Origin of the sequence: Rummeliibacillus sp. G93 (assembly GCF_023515935.1) — a bacterium.
Taxonomy (GTDB): Bacteria; Bacillota; Bacilli; order Bacillales_A; family Planococcaceae; genus Rummeliibacillus; species Rummeliibacillus stabekisii.
The window spans coordinates 1152102-1170056 of the sequence record NZ_CP097314.1 but is presented as its reverse complement, the minus strand read 5'-3'; the positions used below and the strand labels follow the sequence as shown (position 1 = coordinate 1170056).

The 17955-nt window shown below is 36.0% G+C and carries 17 protein-coding genes; 5 read left to right on the top strand and 12 right to left on the bottom strand.

What is annotated here, in order from left to right; translation table 11 throughout:
• Positions 1–233: 233 nt before the first annotated feature.
• The 4 genes from M2M59_RS05775 to prsW all read right to left on the bottom strand — a co-directional run bounded on the left by M2M59_RS05775 (position 234) and on the right by prsW (position 4102).
• Positions 234–890 (bottom strand): flagellar brake protein, encoded by a 657-nt coding sequence (locus M2M59_RS05775; RefSeq protein ID WP_249775736.1) that lies wholly within the window; start codon positions 888–890, stop codon positions 234–236.
• A 222-nt stretch (positions 891–1112) separates the two neighbouring features.
• Positions 1113–2402, bottom strand: coding sequence for a PepSY1/2 domain-containing protein (locus tag M2M59_RS05770; protein WP_249775735.1), 1290 nt, complete (start codon positions 2400–2402; stop codon positions 1113–1115).
• 21 nt (positions 2403–2423) lie between these two features.
• The gene (gene sleB / locus M2M59_RS05765; protein WP_147193968.1) at positions 2424–3197 is read right to left on the bottom strand and encodes a spore cortex-lytic enzyme; all 774 of its coding nucleotides are present in this window, start codon (positions 3195–3197) and stop codon (positions 2424–2426) included.
• A 230-nt stretch (positions 3198–3427) separates the two neighbouring features.
• Complete coding sequence (gene prsW / locus M2M59_RS05760; protein WP_147193970.1) at positions 3428–4102, bottom strand: glutamic-type intramembrane protease PrsW; 675 nt, start codon at positions 4100–4102, stop codon at positions 3428–3430.
• 71 nt (positions 4103–4173) lie between these two features.
• On the opposite strand from prsW, the gene M2M59_RS05755 reads away from it, so the two are divergent.
• Both M2M59_RS05755 and M2M59_RS05750 read left to right on the top strand, forming a co-directional pair.
• On the top strand, positions 4174–5142 hold the full coding sequence (locus M2M59_RS05755) for an asparaginase (RefSeq protein WP_147193971.1): 969 nt from the start codon (positions 4174–4176) through the stop codon (positions 5140–5142).
• Positions 5143–5275: 133 nt separating this feature from the next.
• Positions 5276–5740, top strand: coding sequence for a DUF2975 domain-containing protein (locus tag M2M59_RS05750; protein ID WP_249775734.1), 465 nt, complete (start codon positions 5276–5278; stop codon positions 5738–5740).
• Between the two features lie 213 nt (positions 5741–5953).
• Here the strand turns inward: M2M59_RS05750 and M2M59_RS05745 are convergent, their stop codons facing one another.
• The 4 genes from M2M59_RS05745 to M2M59_RS05730 form a co-directional block, all read right to left on the bottom strand.
• Complete coding sequence (locus M2M59_RS05745; protein ID WP_249775733.1) at positions 5954–6916, bottom strand: YpdA family putative bacillithiol disulfide reductase; 963 nt, start codon at positions 6914–6916, stop codon at positions 5954–5956.
• 308 nt (positions 6917–7224) lie between these two features.
• Positions 7225–7905, bottom strand: coding sequence for a LysM peptidoglycan-binding domain-containing protein (locus tag M2M59_RS05740; protein ID WP_249775732.1), 681 nt, complete (start codon positions 7903–7905; stop codon positions 7225–7227).
• Between the two features lie 77 nt (positions 7906–7982).
• The gene (locus tag M2M59_RS05735) at positions 7983–9419 is read right to left on the bottom strand and encodes a RecQ family ATP-dependent DNA helicase (RefSeq protein ID WP_249775731.1); all 1437 of its coding nucleotides are present in this window, start codon (positions 9417–9419) and stop codon (positions 7983–7985) included.
• A 4-nt stretch (positions 9420–9423) separates the two neighbouring features.
• On the bottom strand, positions 9424–10458 hold the full coding sequence (locus M2M59_RS05730) for a YpbB family protein (RefSeq protein WP_249775730.1): 1035 nt from the start codon (positions 10456–10458) through the stop codon (positions 9424–9426).
• A gap of 101 nt (positions 10459–10559) precedes the next feature.
• Between M2M59_RS05730 and M2M59_RS05725 the strand changes: the two genes are divergently transcribed.
• Positions 10560–10808 (top strand): ferredoxin, encoded by a 249-nt coding sequence (locus tag M2M59_RS05725; RefSeq protein WP_147193982.1) that lies wholly within the window; start codon positions 10560–10562, stop codon positions 10806–10808.
• A 461-nt stretch (positions 10809–11269) separates the two neighbouring features.
• On the opposite strand, the gene M2M59_RS05720 is transcribed toward M2M59_RS05725, so the two are convergent.
• Positions 11270–11848, bottom strand: coding sequence for a VanZ family protein (locus M2M59_RS05720; protein ID WP_249775729.1), 579 nt, complete (start codon positions 11846–11848; stop codon positions 11270–11272).
• A gap of 438 nt (positions 11849–12286) precedes the next feature.
• On the opposite strand from M2M59_RS05720, the gene fabI reads away from it, so the two are divergent.
• Positions 12287–13069: an enoyl-ACP reductase FabI gene (gene fabI, locus M2M59_RS05715; protein WP_066785986.1), complete on the top strand. Its 783-nt coding sequence runs from the start codon at positions 12287–12289 to the stop codon at positions 13067–13069.
• Positions 13070–13157: 88 nt separating this feature from the next.
• Here the strand turns inward: fabI and M2M59_RS05710 are convergent, their stop codons facing one another.
• Entirely contained in the window at positions 13158–14168 is a 1011-nt protein-coding gene (locus M2M59_RS05710; RefSeq protein ID WP_249775728.1) for an NAD(P)H-dependent flavin oxidoreductase, read from the bottom strand.
• Positions 14169–14444: 276 nt separating this feature from the next.
• Positions 14445–15722, bottom strand: a complete 1278-nt coding sequence (locus M2M59_RS05705; RefSeq protein WP_244946634.1) for a C40 family peptidase — start codon at positions 15720–15722, stop codon at positions 14445–14447.
• Positions 15723–16038: 316 nt separating this feature from the next.
• On the opposite strand from M2M59_RS05705, the gene M2M59_RS05700 reads away from it, so the two are divergent.
• Complete coding sequence (locus tag M2M59_RS05700) at positions 16039–16923, top strand: LysR family transcriptional regulator (protein WP_066785977.1); 885 nt, start codon at positions 16039–16041, stop codon at positions 16921–16923.
• Positions 16924–16970: 47 nt separating this feature from the next.
• Here the strand turns inward: M2M59_RS05700 and M2M59_RS05695 are convergent, their stop codons facing one another.
• The gene (locus tag M2M59_RS05695) at positions 16971–17924 is read right to left on the bottom strand and encodes an oxygen-dependent tRNA uridine(34) hydroxylase TrhO (protein WP_066785974.1); all 954 of its coding nucleotides are present in this window, start codon (positions 17922–17924) and stop codon (positions 16971–16973) included.
• Positions 17925–17955 lie beyond the last annotated feature (31 nt).

Sequence of the window (17955 nt, the reverse complement as noted above, 5' to 3'; positions counted from 1 at the left end):
CAATTGCCCGTGAAAAGATAAAGTGAAACATTACTCAATATTGAATCTGCGTTCAAACAGCAAGGAGAACCTTAGTAATATGAAGCTAGCATAAATTTATTTAAGGTAATAAAAAAACGAACAAATGTGATTATTTTACTTAACATTTGTCCATTTTCCTTGTTATTATTTTCCGATTCATAATTAAATATTTGTTATACTAACAGATTAAAACTTCACAGTTTCAAAATACCCTAAAAGCTTGTTTCCTTTTTGCGATTTTGCAATTGCCGTTCAAAACAGAACCTTACAATGTATTGTCGGTCGACGTCATCCGTATTTGTAAATTGCAGTGTAGCCAACATTCTTTGGTCTTTTTCTATTATCCGAATGACTCTTGCAGAGGTATGGACATATTTAACTCCTTCATTTGAATTCGAAAATGGCAAGACAATGATAAGTTGCAATTCATCATTTTCTTTAAATGGTACAATTTTGGGAATGTTGATTGCTAAGCCACCAGCGCTAATGTCTTCCGCCACATATTGATAATTCTGTTGATTATGCTCTACAGCAATATCAACAGGTGTAGCTACACGAACATATTCACGCCTTTGTATCCTAATAAACTGATCGTTAGCAGGTAATGCCAGCATAATCATTGGAATATTGCTTTTAATTCTTCCAAGAACTTCTGTTTTAAATGCATAAGAGTTTTTAGCTTCATCTACAAAAGAAACGCGATATTGTCCACCCTCTAACAAAAAAGAGGTCTTATTTGTTTGTATATTGGTTGGATAATCAATGTAGAGAATATTGTTTTTTTGCTCTACAATTTTAGCGCGAAGGCGATCTTTTACATCGGAAGAAATTGATTCTAATATTATATTGGTACCTATTTTCAATTCCATAGCAATCTCCCTTTATGATTCATAAGTTGTGTTTTTATTATGCCACGGATTGGACGATTTAGCTATATCCATTCTACATAAAGGAAAAGAGCATAAAATGCATTTATATATTTTTTTATTTTTATCATTATGAATTTAAAAACGACATAATATTTAATCATCCGACACCTTTAGACCTACAAAAAAATCAGTGAGGATTCGTTCCCCACTGATATATGTTTTTTATGACAGTCGCTCGTTTTTAATTACCTCACCTGTCTCTGTGTCAATTAGTACTTTGTATGTGTGCTGCGTTTTATTGGCGTTCACTCTAACTGTTACTTCATAACAAAGTCTCTCGACAAAATCTTTATCCTCAACATATGCTAAATCTTCTTCCATCACTTCCGCATCGCTATTAAAGAATGTGTTCCAATCTATTTTCTTCATCGTTTGCGGTTTTACTTTTTCTTTTTGAATGTACTCAATTCCATTAAGACCTACAACTTCACCAGTATCTTTGGCTATTTTCACTTGTACGCCATCTGCATAAATCTTCGCTTTTGTTGATTGATCTACTCTAGCGTAGCTTAAGTGCCAAACTTCACTATTTTCTCTTGCATCTGTTTCAACAACATCGGTATAGCCTAGTTCTTTTAAATGTTGATCTGCCAATTTTTTTAGTTTTAGAATTGGAAGACTAGTTTGTCCAAATGGTCGTTCAACTAAATAGGAAAGAAGATGGCCGCCTTTTACGGTCAAATCCGCATAACCTGTGCGTTCGCCTTTAGTGAAAGTAATGTGATAAAAAGGATACGGTGCACCTTTTCTGCTATTTTTCACTGCTATAGTGGCATTTGATAACTCTGGGAACATATCTTTAAAACGATTTATCGCTTCGCTCTTGCTAATTTTTCGGTCATCTAATTTTTGCAGGTTTTTCCTCTTTTCATGATCTGATTCACTAGCAGTCAACGGAAAATCACTTTCTCTATATGTCTTAATTGATTTAGCCATATTTTTAAAATTACCCGTTGATTGGTCTGCCGTTTGTTCTTCTAGCCAATGTTTATAATTGTTATCTTGCTGTAACACATGTGCTGTTGCTACTTGCCAATCATTCGAAAAGTTTGTGAGGTTTTCAGAAACATTCTTTATGTTGGCATGCCATTTATCAGCATTCTCCTTAGATGTCATCGTCATTTTTGCATTGTTACCTAGTCGACCAAGATAATTCATCCATTCGCTTGTAAATTCTTGATCTAACGGCAAATCCGCTATGGAATATTTAATATCAGATGACAAGCGCCATACATCTTGTAAAGATTGATGCAGTGCGGTGGTATCTTTATACATTAAGGATTGCTGAACAGCTTGCTGTAACTCATTTAGTTGTGTTGAAGCATCTGCCATTTTATTCGTATATTGTCCGTGCAGTAGATATTGAAGTTCCTTATTTTCTCTATTTGATGCTACTATAAATATTAAGCAGGCTATTAGTGCGTAGCTTAATAAAAATATGGTTTTTTTCATTCGTTTTCACCTCCAGTTTTACTAAATGCAGAAGATATGCTCGCCAATTTGTGTGATTTGTTTTCTTGTCCATATCCATTTACTTGTTGCTGTTTTTGGGTTGAAATAATAAAGGGCATTTTGTGAGGGATCCCATCCATTCATTGCATCCAGTACTGCTTCCATCGCTTGTTTGTTCGGTTCAAGCCAGATTTGTCCATCTGATACAGCTGTAAATGCACCAGGTTGGAAGATGATACCTGAAACAGTGTTAGGAAAATCAGGGCTTTCCAAACGATTCAATATCACAGCAGCTACAGCCACTTGTCCTTCATATGGCTCTCCTCTTGACTCTCCATATACTGCATTTGATAACAGCTTCAAATCCTGTTCCGTAAATTTACTTGGGATTTGCATATCTGCCCCATTACCAGTGCCTTCTTGTGTAGTTTTCTTTTGGCCACCATAGACAGTAAATTTATTTCCTTTTCTTATTTGTTCCATTACATAGTCTTTATCATAGTTTGAAACCGATGCTAACTTCTTCTTCGTTGTTGCACCAGCCACTCCGTCTATCGGCAATCCATATTGATCCTGGAAATTTCGCAATGCCCAATATGTGCTATAGCCAAATTTCCCATCAATCGTTCCTTTATAGTATCCAATGTATTGAAGTCTTGATTGCAATTCAATAACGTCATCGCCAAACGCGCCTCTTGTAATAATTTGTGAGGAGAATGCTTCTCCTGTCCTCGGGGCCACGCTTGTAAGAAAAAGACTTAGAATAACCAACAAAAGCATTTGATAACGTCTCATATTGACAGCTCCTTTTCTATAAGCATGGTTTCTTGCATGTTTTTTATACAAAAAAACTGAGAGAAAAAATCCCCTCAGTACAAACAAAAAGTAAAAGGCTTTTAGAAATTTATTATTCTAAAAGCCTTTTGTTTCTTTTCTTTATTTTTTCGATTAAAGAGATGCTGTTTGAACATATAGCAAACAATCCTAGTCAACCTATTTTTAAAAATTGATTTCGCTATTTTCTATTAAAATTTCTGCTGTGCCGCAAGCATCTGAACCAATTGCTTATGTGCAATTTTTACTTTGCGCAGAGCAAACCACCATAAAAACAACATAAATGGGAGCATGATATATGCCCACTTTCCTTCTATTGTTAGTATGAAATTAAAAATAATATGAAGCAACATTGGCAAAGCCAAAGACACTGCTTGGTAACGAATAGAGCTGTTTCTTCCTGTAAATTTTGCTCTTCCTAGATAATAGCCCATAACAACGCCAAAAAGGGCATGGCTAGACACAGGCATAAGAGCCCGCATAAAAGCCGTATCTAAGCCGAATGACAGGATGTATAATATATTTTCAACAGTCGCAAATCCAAGTGATATACTGACTCCGTATAAAACGCCATCATAAGGGTCATCAAACTCGATATGATGATAAATGGCGATTAGTAATATAAACCATTTGAAAAACTCTTCCACTACTCCTGAAAACAGTACATCTTGCATTAGTACACTTGAAAAAATTTTTTCTTCATTTACGACAAATTGCAAAAATAAAATCGGAAATGTTAAAATTGCACCATATATAAATGTATGAAACAATGTTGTTCTAGGCTCTGTTGCCATTTGGTTCCTCAAGTAAAAGAAACTAAATAGCGCTAGTGCCGGAGCAATGGAAACGGATAAAAGAACAAACATTTGTCAGGCACCCCGTCTCTATTTATAGTACTATTTTATAAGATATGACAGGAAATTTCGAGGAGGACTTTATGAAGAAAAAAGTTTTGCTTATTCATACAGGAGGCACTATATCCATGCATATGAGTGAGGATGGAGGTGTCATCCCAGATACAAACAATCCTTTAATGCAAGAAAGCAAAAAACTGGAGATGATTGCAGATCTAATTGAAATAGAAGCTTTCAATCTACCATCGCCACATATAACACCGAAAAAGATGCTTGAATTGCGCAATTTAATCATAGATACCATTAAGAAAAATACGGTTGACGGAGTTGTAATTACCCACGGCACAGATACGTTAGAAGAGACAGCTTATTTCTTAGAATTAACAACAAATTTAGAAATGCCGATCGTACTGACAGGTGCCATGCGTTCATCAAATGAGCTAGGTGCTGATGGTGTTTATAACTTGGTAGAAGCTGTTAGAGTTGCTTCGTCTGATCAAGCAAGAAATAAAGGCGTACTTGTGGTGATGAACGATGAGCTTCATTCAGCTGTAAATGTTACAAAAACATCTACAAGCTCTGTTTCCACTTTCCAGTCACCGCAGTATGGCCCGCTTGGACTAGTGACAAAGACATTAATCCACTTTCAACAAGCACCAATGAAAAGAGAATACGTTGAAGTAAATAGCTTGAATAAAAAAGTTGCGTTATTTAAAATATATGCAGGAATGGATGCAGACCTTCTTCATTCAGCAATTGATTGCAATTATGATGGTGTAGTATTAGAAGGACTAGGACAAGGCAATGTTCCTCCTGCAATACTGCCTACTATAGAAAAATTAATACAACACGGCATTCCAGTTGTTCTAGTATCACGTTGTTTTAATGGCATTGCGCAAGGTGTATATGGATATGAAGGCGGCGGCAGAATGCTAGAAGATATGGGCGTTATTTTCGCAACAGGTTTAAGCGGACAAAAGGCTCGCTTAAAGTTAATGATCGGTCTCAACCAAGAGGAAAAACCAATTAATGTTAAGAAATTCTTCATCTAAATACATCATTCATCAAAAATTATATGGAAATCCTGTTTTTGCAGGATTTCTTTTTCCTTTATGTTCAGCAGATGAACTTTCTGAATTTTCATACGTTATAATATAAAGGTAAATATAAAAAAGGGGGAATACTATGCAAAAAATCAATTCCACCATTTTAAGTTCAGTCACCATTTTAATAGGTACAATCATTTTGTTATTATGTGTGTTTGTTTTACCGAAGGTAGCCCAGGAAACCGTATTAATACATCCAGAAGTAACATATCTAAAATATCCTGTTTTATTAGGAATGTATGCGACAGCGCTGCCCTTTTTTTATGCGATATATGAGACACTGATTATGATTCAAATTATTGAGTATCAATCTATCAATCCTAGTCGCATTGTTCAGGGATTAAATCGAATAAAATACAGTGCATTTGTTATTATTGTCTTCTATGTCTTAGGAATCTTTATACTTGACTATGCAAATGCACTACCGCCAATAATTGCAGTAATGGGATTTGGGATACTTCTTGTTACAATAATGGTGGGAGCAGGAGCGTCGTTCATAAAAAATATACTTATAAAATATCAATTGAAGTTATCTAATTCATAAAAGATCACCCTAGGACTGGCTTAGTTCAGTTTTAATTCACAAATTATAAAATCCAAAAGACAGATTTATTCTACACATTTGTAGAGTAAATCTGTCTTTTAATTTTAACAGCAATTATTTGTTTAACACTACAACCTAAAGAAAACCAATATAGCTTTGTTAAAGCTAGGACATCATATATATTTACTTATGACAAAATCCTAGTTATTTATTTTAGCGTTTTTCTTTAATTGATTTTGCGATTAAGTCTCCATGCAGTTTTCCATTTTCAATAAAAATTTCATTAGCATTATTGCCAGCTGCAATTACGCCTGCAATGTATAATCCAGGTACATTAGTTTCCATGGTTTCTGGGTTAAATGTCGGGCGGCCCGTCGTTTTATCTTCTGTTACGCCCATTTTTTGAATAAACGAATGATCAGGATGATACCCTGTCATCGCGAATACAAAGTCATTCTTCACAGTAACTTCTTTACCTTCCTGCAATAATATTACTTCATCCTCTGTAATCTCTTTTACGAGTGTATTAAACATCATATTTATCTCGCCATTGCGTACAAGAGCTTCGAAATCTGGCAATACCCATGGTTTAATGCTCGGCGAGTATTCCGCTCCGCGGTAGGCAACTGTTACACGAGCACCTGCTTTATGGAGTTCTAGACCTGCATCTATCGCAGAATTCTTACCTCCAATAATCAAAACGTCCGTATCAAAGAAGGGATGGCCCTCCTTAAAATAATGATACACTTTTGGTAACTCTTCCCCCGGTATGTTCATATAATTGGGATGGTCATAATATCCTGTTGCAATGACAACATACGGTGTTTCATATTCAGCCAAATCTGTTTTCACAATAAATTTGCCCTCATTTGGCGTTACTTGTTCAACTCTTTCGAAGCGATGAATATTTAGGTCTTTTCTTTTTACAACTTCACGGTAGTAGACCAATGCTTGATTTCGCTTTGGTTTTTGTTGTTCAGTTATGAAAGGTATATCACCAATTCCTAATTTTTCGCTTGAACTAAAAAACGTTTGATGCGTAGGATAGTTATAAATCGAATTGACGATATTTCCCTTCTCAATAATAATGGGATTTAGCCCAATCTGTTTTAATGAAATAGCCGCAGCTAAGCCACATGGACCGCCGCCTACAATTATCGCTTCTTCTTGTAGCACTACAATGTCACTCCTTGTAAATTTCTTTCTGTTTCAGAGATAGCTCTATATGCAACTTTAAACAATCAATATTAAGTTTACAGTATTGTCTAATTGTACATTATACGCCTGGATACCATAAAAAAACAGGCATGCGCCCTCTACCACATACCCGCACTCTTTTAAATTATAAGCATTTTTTGTTGACGGACTTTTGCCCACCTCAATTGAATTGACAATAATTGAGGTGAAGTCCTTTAATCAGACTCGATTTACAAGATATAGAGGAATTTAGCCTAAAATAAATCAAAGTTAATGTAATATCTTATTTATTTTTGGGCTGGTATTGCAATTGTTGTTCCTGGCGCAACGTTATTTCCTGTAATACCGTTTGCTTCTTGTATAATCGGAATTCCGGCTGCACTGCCATAGAACTGGACTGCTATACTTTCGATTGTTTCGCCAGATTTCACATTATAGAGACGTCCAGCTGCCTTTGCTTCTTCATATAACTGTTGCTGCTTCACTTTTTGTGCTTCAAGTTCTGCATTTGCGGCTTGTTCTTCTTTCTCTTTTTGTGCTTGAAGCTTGGCATTTGCAGCTTGTTCTTTTTTCACTTTTTCAGCATTTATTCGGTCTGCTTCTTTTTGAGCGGCTTGTTCCTTCTTTAGTTGCTCCTGTTCCTCTTTTTTTGACGCTTGAGTAGTTACTTTTTCTTTCTCGCTATTGGTCTCAATATGGACACCACTGTCACTCTCTATTTCCGCTTTCTCATGACTGTTATCATGTGAGAGAGTACTAAAATATATCAAGGTGGAAATAGGAATTAATATAAAGACAATTGCTAATGCTGTTAGCAATTTAGGTTTGCTTTGATTTTTTTTCTGCTTACCCTCATCGTTTTGATGTCTTCTTTTCATTCTAGAAGGATTTTTCTCTTCTTCTTCCGGCTCAATATAAATTGCCTGTCTATGTTCTTCAATTTTTCCTCGGTAATCATCTTGAGGCATGGAAATCCCCCATTTCAATAAAACTTCTATTCTCCTATTATGACGAATTAATAGGTACTTGTAAATGAACGAACTTACTAGGGCATAAGTGCCTGTAACCGTTCTTGCCATGATGGTCGATTTCTTGATACAGGATGAAATTCTCTTTTTGCGACAATGTCTTGGTGATTAATGCCGCAAAAATGGCAGCAGTTTGGCGGCTTCTCTTCCAACGATTGTCCAAAATAGGAAACTAATCCTTCTCGCATACATTTTTGAGCTTCTACAAAGTTTGCAACCTCTCTGATTTGCTCTACCTTTTGTCTGCGTAAATCTTCTAACTTTTGGATAACCTTTTCCGCTGGCAATTGTGTCATCCAATATGACAAAACACGATAACCCGTTTCGCTAATTTGGTTTAAATCAATCATTTTTTTGGGATCTTGTTCTAGACGTTGATATTCCATAAATACTTCCACATGGTATGAACTAGGCAAATCCTCTGTCACGATAAAGCGGGTATGATCTTCATCCTTTGGACTATGTACCAAGATGGCAAGCGCATCTTTCCCATCACGCCCTGCCCTTCCAACCTCTTGCATATAATTCGCCATTGTGGCAGGTATATGGTCGTGGAGGACTTGGTATACATTATCTTTATGGATTCCCATACCAAATGCAGTTGTAGCACATATCCACTCTAATTCTCCTGATTGAAATTGCTGTTGGATGAACTGCCTATCTTCCATCTCCATTCCAGCGTGGTAAGCGGCTGCTCTAATCTGTTTTTTTCGAAGCTCATCAGCATAAAGAAGCGTTTTTTTTCGCGATTGTGTATAAATGATACCTGGCCCCTCGGTTTGCACAACATGATTAATAATCCATGGTAGTTTTTCATCAACGCTAGGAAGATTAATGACATCATAATGAATATTAGGCCTTTCAACAGAGTGGATATATTCAAATGGATGAATCATTTTCAAATATGTTTTAATATCAATTACCACTTGTTCTGTAGCAGTCGCACTTAAGGCTAATATTGGGGGTCTGTTTCTCTTAGGAATCCAACTGGCAATCTTCAAATAATCTGGGCGGAAATCAAATCCCCATTGAGAAATACAGTGCGCCTCGTCTACAACAATGAGCGAGAATTCTATCTTTTGAAAAACACGCTGGATTGAGTCGGTTGCAAGCATTTCAGGAGATATAAATATATATCGATAATTAGCTATTCGTTGAAGTGCATGTAACTTTTCACTGCCTTGTAAAAAAGAATTGAGAGCTATCACTCTCTTTTCTCCAAATCTTTTTAATGAATCTACCTGGTCTTGCATCAATGAGAGCAACGGAGAAATAATTAAAATGGGACCATTTAATATATATCCCGGAAGCTGATAGCATAATGACTTGCCCATTCCTGTTGGCAGTAGCGCCACTGCATCTCGTCCTTCTAAAATGGCTTCTATTACTTCCTTTTGTCCTTCTCTGAACGCCTCATAACCAAAATGCCGATAAAGAATATCTTCAAGTTTCATAAGCTCAACCTCCTTTGGTCGCCATCACTAATCGAATTTGGAAATAAGACAAATGCGGAATACTTTCACGTATAACTTTTAATTTTTTGCTCCCAGTCTGTCGCATTACATCTCTTGCTTTATTTGCATCCTCTTCGCTAATAAATTGATTGAGTGGAAAATCTATATCATTCATTGCCATCTCTACAAAATGGTCCTCAATTGTGCTGATTTTTAATGATCGGACTTGTGCGATTTGGTCTGGTGTATAGCCATTATAATATAAATCTGCGGTTTTCTTTGTGGAATCATTTAAAACATTTTCAAGCCTTATTCCTGCAGCCAGTTGATGTAAAAAGGGATATTGATTGCGCTTTGCATACAGGTCGTCCAGCCAAATATGTAACGACTCGATTAATATTAATTGCATATCTAACTCAGTTGCATCAAACTCTTCCGCCAATTGTTGCCATGTCCAGCCTGATAAACGATACCCTGTTATTCGTAAAACAATCGTTAACTTGTGCTTGTCATCTATCGGCAATTGTTGGATAGATTCTTCCAACTCATCTCTGAATTGGTTTTTAAAATTAGTCTCTTTATATGGCTTTCCCATTAAAAATTGCTTTACAAAGTGTTGAATTTCCTCATCTTTCTGGAGTGGCATGAAACGATAGTCTCCTGCATGAAAATGCGACAAAGTTTGCACTACAAGCGAAAGTCGCTTAAAAAAGATGTGTTCATTGCCACGATAGTACCATCCATTAAAAAGTAACTCTTTAGATTGCTGAAGAAGCGTCTTCCCTCTTGCTGTTATAATTGCTTGTTGTCCATCATTTATATGAACCCAGCCTGCATCAATTAATTGATTTAATTCATCAGTAAAGGTATTTTTAGAAAGTTTCGGCAGGATACCAAAATATTTGTGAAGGTGAAATGTCCCTACATCTTGAATCGTCTGACCTGACCTCTTCCCCCTTAACAAATGAAGGGCTGCTTTTGAAGAACGCTGACCATTCATTGAAGAAAAAATAGATAATAGTACTTGTTGTATATACATGATTATTCCTCCATTTAAAGTGATTTAGGTTGAAATGTGAGGAAAAGCGTTTTAGAATAAGTAAGAAGCTATTGGGATTGATAGTAAAGGAGAGAAGTATAATGGCTAAATTTACCATCGTTGACCAAGATACATGTATTGCTTGCGGTGCATGTGGGGCGGCAGCACCGGATATTTACGATTACGATGATGAAGGAATTGCCTTCGTTATTTTAGATGATAACACGGGAACAGCTGTAGTTCCAGAAGATTTGATGGAAGATATGGAGGATGCTTTTGAAGGGTGTCCAACAGATTCGATCAAAGTAGCAGAGGAGTCTTTTGAAGGCGACCCGCTTAAATATGAATAATTATATAACGTTATAGATAAAAGAGTATCGAACCTAATTCGGTGCTCTTTTTATCATTTCAAATTCATTTACTGGATATATTAGAGCTAACTAAGAAAACGTTCTAACAGCGATACGTGGCTATATACGTCAAAGGATAACTCAATGGGGGAGTTTTATAAAGCGAATCATACGAAGCTGACAAAAGGTTGCGAAGAAGAAGTTAGGATGAACATTTCCCGATACATACAAGAACGGCGTTTCAAGTGCAGATCTTCTCATAGATTGCATGTATCCAAATGAATAAAGAAGTAGTAAGTGGATACGAAGACAAATCGAGGGCAGAAATAAAAATAAAGATGCCTACCCTCGGCCTATTACTTTTTCTCCAAGCCCAATCTTCAAGGCTGTTTTTCTACTGCCGAATCCTTATATGTAACAATTATAAATTCAGGGATAAATTAAGCATTTTAATTTCGCTATTACGAGTGCGAATTAAGGATAAACTTCAAAAAAGAATTTAGTTCAATATTGTTCTTTTTAATTAAAAACTGAAAGTATTTTAGGAATAATTTAAATACACCGTAACCCAAGAGGACCCCTAAAAAGTTAAAAATTATGTCATTTACATCAAAATAACGAGTAGTGAAACCAACCATTAAAGCTATGATTAACTGTAAAATTTCTATAATAACCCCTAGCAAAAAACCTAAAACGGCAATCCTTTTAAAACTTACTTTAGAAATGAAAGGAAGTCCAAATCCAAATGGAATTGTCAATAAAATATTAAGTAAAGAAGTTTTTATTGCAAAATGATCTGGATTAAATGGAATGAAATTAGCGTCCTTCCATACATTTTGCCCTATGTCTTTTTTCATCTCTCCGTCTAGAATTATAGGGAATTGAGTGTACTTTAAAACATTACATAAATATATAAAAAATATGGTGAAAAAGAACAAATATACATAGCTTTTTTTATATTTTAATTTTAAAAATAAAATTATAATTATCCAAAAGAAAGCTGAAATAAGTATAATTGACTCATCAAAATCAATTAACATTGTATTACTCCTTTAAATACCAAAAATGCTTTAGGCATCCCTGACACTCTTTTTTTAATTAGAAACTTTTCCCCTTTAATATTCTACCATATTCTTCTGTTTTCCAAATTAACATATTTACTTACATGAAAAAAGCAGTTAAAGCAAAACCCAAAGTAAGTGCTATTAGCTGTAATTAAGAGGGAGATTTTTACTTTCCTCATTTCATCTCCTTTTAATTTGTAATCGAGCGCTTTTCTTATGCTTTAAGAAAAGATAACGCATGAAAATATTAACTACAACGAGCAAAGAATATACAAGTACTCAGCATTTACAAATTACCATTCCTATAAATTGTCGTTCTACAAAGAAGGTTATATTTCACGATTGCATTCTTTTAATAGATAGGTTACAATTTTTAGTATCTGGTATTAATAGCAACTATTATAGGAGGGTACGATGGATAATCTATTTCAACTAAAAGATAAAAATATCGTCGTGATGGGCGTAGCAAATGACAGAAGTATTGCATGGGGTACAGCCAAAGCATTGATTGAAGTCGGCGCTAATGTCATCTTTACATACCGTAAAGAACGTTCTTTAAAAAAACTAGAGAAACAACTTGCAAACTATGAGGACATTCAACCACTATTAATTCAATGTGATGTAAATAGCGATGAAAGTATACAGCATGCATTCAACGAAATTTCTGAAAAAGTAGGTACAATTCATGGGATTGTCCATTCTGTTGCCTTTGCACATGCAGAAGATTTAAAAAATCGTTTTGTTGAAACATCTCGCGAAGGATATGCTTTTGCACAAGATACAAGCGCTTACTCCTTGATCGCTGTTGCAAACGCTGCTCGTCCATTTATGACTGAAGGCGGCTCGATTGTCACTATGACTTACTTAGGTGCAGAACGTGTACTTGAGGGCTACAATGTCATGGGCGTTGCTAAAGCTGCTTTAGAAGCATCTGTTCGTTATTTAGCTGCAGATGTAGGCACTGACGGTATCCGCGTAAATGCTATCTCAGCTGGAGCCATCAAAACACTCGCTGCTAAAGGGGTGCCTTCATTCAATACTATCTTAAATAAAATTGAAGAATCTGCTCCATTAAAACGTAATGTGACACTTGAAGAAGTGGCAAATATGACCGTTGTTATGCTTAGCCAATTATCAAGTGGTATTACAGGAGAAGTTATTTATGTCGATAGCGGTTATCATATTCTTGGCATCTAATAATACTAAAAACTGCTTCATCCAATATTAACATTGGGTGAAGCAGTTTTTTATTTTCTATCCAATGAACGCACTGATTTTAAGACGATCACTTGGTTAGTCGATCTATAATACTTTGCACCGTTCCCTCGTTAGCTAGATGCAAACTTGTTCCGGCCCACATTGCCATTAAACTATACATATCTAGCTCTGCCGCCCGAAGACGAATATTTTTAGTTAAATCATTTTGATAAGGATATGGGGCAATCGTATTTCCCTCCATAAAGACCATAAAGTCATTTTCTATACCCCTTGCATATTTCCCTGAAAAAGCCTTTGTATAGGCAGTATTGTCTTCATCTGCTAACAAAATCTGTTTTTTATAAATTGAAGCTGCACCACTTTCTTCACTGACAATGAAGGCCGTACCGATTTGTGCCGCTTGTGCACCTAAAGAGAGCACTTCTTCCATTTGGGCTTTATTTGCAATACCTCCAGCTGCTATTTTAGGAATATGGATCACTTCTTGCGCTTCGTTCAATAGTTGTTTGAGCGGGATAAACTCTATAGGTTCTATAAATGAACCTCTATGTCCCCCTGCTTCCTCACCTTGTAGTACAACCGCATCCATTCCCAACTCCTGAATGTATAAGGCTTCTTTAATTGTCGTAGCTGTCCCGATTGTATAAATGCCATGTTGCTTTAGTCTATCTAAGAGATTCTCAGATGGTACGCCAAACGTGAAAGAACAAACTTTTACGCCTTCTTCTATAATGACATCAATCTGTCCATCAAAATCTGTGGCAGATAATGGAGCTCCTTCTTCCGCAATCATCAATTTCTTACGATACGGCTTTAACACATTATAAGCTTCTTCCAGTTCTTCTGTTGTCGTTTCTACAAAATTGGGAATAAATAAATTGACAGCAAACGGCTTATCCGTTTTTTCCTTGACAGCCTGAATAAAAGCTCTGGTCACCTCTGCGTTTAAATAGCCTGCACCAATAGATCCTAAGATTCCTCCATTTGAGCTCGCTGCTACCATTTCAGGAGTGGTCACTCCAGCCATGGGGGCTTGCACAATCGGATACTTTAACTGCAAATTCTCCATTAAATCCATATATTATACCTCCTAGGATATGTATTAACTACTAACTTATAGATTACTTTACCATATATTCTTCTAAAATTATCTACATAGTATCTTACCCGTTCAATTTTGTTTTAAATCTTTTCCTACAGGGTATAAAAAGAAAAAGCCTTCATAAGAGAAGGCTAATTCAAGAGTTAAAATATCTATGGGATTTTAGAGTGCTATATAATTATTGGTTCATCTTCCCTACTAACATATCTATATGATTAGCGAAAAGTAAGTTTGAGAGTGGACAATATTATATTAGTTGACACCAGAAATGCGGCCGTATCCAACTAAATATTGGTTCCACCAATCTAGAGATTCAGTTACAACACCATTATTTTGGGCATCTAGCATTCTTCCGCCACCCAAATAAATACCGACATGAGCGATCCCTTGTCCATAACTAAAGAACACAAGGTCTCCTGCTTTCGCTTCACTTGCACTAATTTTTTTGGTAGCTATATATTGCTGAGCAGCTGTTCGCGGCAAGCTAACGCCTGCTTGTTTGAAGGCCCATTGAGTTAGACCAGAGCAATCAAATCCTGTAGATGGATTACTTCCTCCCCATACATAAGCTCGTCCTAAATATTTACTAGCTTCAGCTATTGCAGCTTTAGCTGAACCAGAACCTGATACAGAAGGTGCTTTTTGATCACTATCGGTTACTTTTGCACCATTGTTACCATTGCCCGCATTACCTGATGAGCCAACATTATTCTGTTGAGGTACGCTTTCAGCTTTTACCGTATTATTGCTTGTTTTGCTGACCTGTGCAGATTTTACTGCTTCGGCTTCTTGAGCTTGTTGTGCTTCTTTTGCTTTTTTAGCTTGTAAGAATTGCTTTTCTTGAAGAGCTTTTAAGCGTCTTGCTTCTCTTTCACGCTTTTTACGTTCTCTTTCAAGTCTTTCTTGTTCTTTCTTCGTTGCAATTTGTTCTTTCAATTTTAGAGATTTTGCTTTGTTTTCAGCTTTTTTTGTTTCTAATCTATTTTCTTCTTCCTGCATTTCTTGGAATTGGTTTTGTAGCTTAGATTGCTTCTCTTGCAAATTGTGTTTTTCTTTAGCAAGCTTAGCTTTGTCTTTTTTCTGTTCATCTAATAAGTTTTGGTCTGCATCTAAAATGGTTTTTACAGAAACAGTACGGCTTACAGCATCCGCAAAGTTATCTGCACCTAAAATAGCATTTAGGTATGGACTGAATGTGCGATCTTGATTTTGGTATGCTTTTAAACGGTCCTCAATAATCTTTGAGCGTTCATTGATCGTTTTTTCAGTTTTTGCAATCTCATTGTTTGTTTCTGCTATTTCTTGTAAAGTTTTTTCATATTCAGCTTGTTTTTTGTCTAGTTGTTTTTGTAGTTGTTTAATTTCTTTATTTAAGAGGTTAATTTTATGATCGATGGATGCTTTCTTTTGAATCATCTGCGCGGATGTTTTTGCATTTACATCAATTGGTTGTTGCGTTGTGTACATAAAGCCGCATGACAGTGCAAGGGTTGCTATAGCAGTGCGACCCCATTTTGTGCGTTTATTCAATCTAAATCAACTCATTTCCCTAATTTTCTTTATATGCGTTATTTACCATTACTTATATTATCATGAATAAAGCGTTTGTATAGGTCTTTTGATGGCATTTAATAGAAGCGTAACGGATGTTACATATTTGTCATAATATTCTTTTCTTCTATTTTCTTCTACAAATTATATCACTTACTTTCCTATAAGTCTTTTATATTGTTTTTATTCCATTTTTTAAATAGGATTCACAACCTTTTATTCATCCCTTAACAAAGCGAAAAAGGCTGTAGATATGTTACTATAATTAAATCAAGGGTAAGAGGAGCGAAGTCTAATGGAATGGCAACAGTTAGAATATTTTCAGGTGTTGGCTAAAATCCAGCATATGACCAAAGCAGCCGAGAAATTGTCTATTTCCCAACCAGCACTAAGCCGATCAATAGCTAGGTTAGAAATGGAGTTGGGGGTTCCTTTATTTGAAAGACAGGGCCGTTCCATCAAGCTAAATAGGTATGGCGAAATATTTGTTAAACGTGTGCACAATATTATGCGAGAATATCAAGATGGGCTCCATGAAATTCAAGAACTAATTAATCCGAATCACGGAGAAGTATATCTAGGCTTTTTACATACACTTGGCACAAATGTAGTGCCAGATTTGATTATGCATTTTAGAAAACAGTTTCCAAATATTCATTTTGTCCTAAAGCAAAATCACACTCACTCACAGCTTAAGCAACTAAAATCCGGGGAACTAGACCTGTGTCTGCTCGCTGAAATGAATGTAGAAAAACCTATAGAATGGATGGAACTTTGGCGTGAAGAGCTATATGCTATAGTACCAATATCACACCCGCTTGCCGATCGTAAAACTATTACCATATTTGAGTTGGCCAACGAACCTTTCGTATTGCTTAAAAAGGGATATGCCTTGCGCATTCAGATTGATGAAGCGCTAAATCAAGCAGGCTTAACTCCGACAATTACATTTGAAGGGGATGAGGTAGCCACGGTAGCAGGTTTCGTGGCCGCAGGATTAGGTGTTTCCATATTGCCTGACGGAGAAGAAATAAATCCAAATAGGATGGCGAAAATAAAAATTAGCGATTTAAAATTAGAAAGGGTCATTGGGATGGCTTGGTCTTTAGAACGTTATCTATCTCCAGGTGCTAAGCAATTCCGACAATTTATTCTTCAATATTTTAAGAATAAAAAATAGTTATAAAAAAAAGCAAAACGCCCTGTGCGTTTTGCTTTTTTCAATATCTATTTAGCAATCGTTTCGCCAATTTGCGCTAGACGATCTAGTACTTCACTTTCAGTTAATTGATGTTTAGCAATATAACGGTTTCTTGGATGCACCCTACATTCATGCGTACAACCACCTAGATGCTTATCTTCATTTTCTTCCGAACATAAGATTTGTTTATTGCATTCAGGATTTGCACAATTTATATAACGCTCACAAGGTTCACCATCAAAGTGGTCTCTACCAACGATGACATGTTCTACTTGGTTAACTGGAACCGCAATTCGTTCATCGAACACATAGCATTGGCCATCCCATAATTGTCCTTTAGCTACTTCATCTTTACCATATGTGACAATGCCTCCGTGAAGCTGAGCCACATTGTCAAAGCCTTCTCTCTTCATCCATCCAGAGAATTTTTCACAACGAATGCCGCCCGTGCAATATGTCAAGATTTGCTTACCTTCAAATTGCTCTTTATTTTCATTAATCCACTCTGGCAATTCGCGGAATGTTTGAATATCTGGACGAATGGCACCTCTAAAATGTCCCAGATCATATTCATATGTGTTACGTGCATCTATCACAACTGTATTATCTTCTTGCATTCTTTTCAAAAACTCTGCTGGTTCTAAATATTCACCGGTTAATTCATTTGGATTAATATCTTCTTCTAAATGGAGATTCACCAATTCATCTTTCGGACGTACATGCATTTTTTTAAAGGCATGGCCCTCTGCTTCATCTATTTTAAAAACAATTCCATCAAAAAGTGGATTGTTTCGCATATAATCCATATATGCATTTGTAGCTTCTACAGTTCCAGAAAGTGTACCATTGATTCCTTCTGGAGCAACCAATATACGGCCTTTTAATTCATTTGATTGGCAGTATGCTAGATGCTCCTGAGCAAATTGCGCAGGATCTTCAATTTTTGTATAGAAATAATATAATAAAACTTGATATTTCATTTATTTCACCTATCTTTCATATTTACAAGAT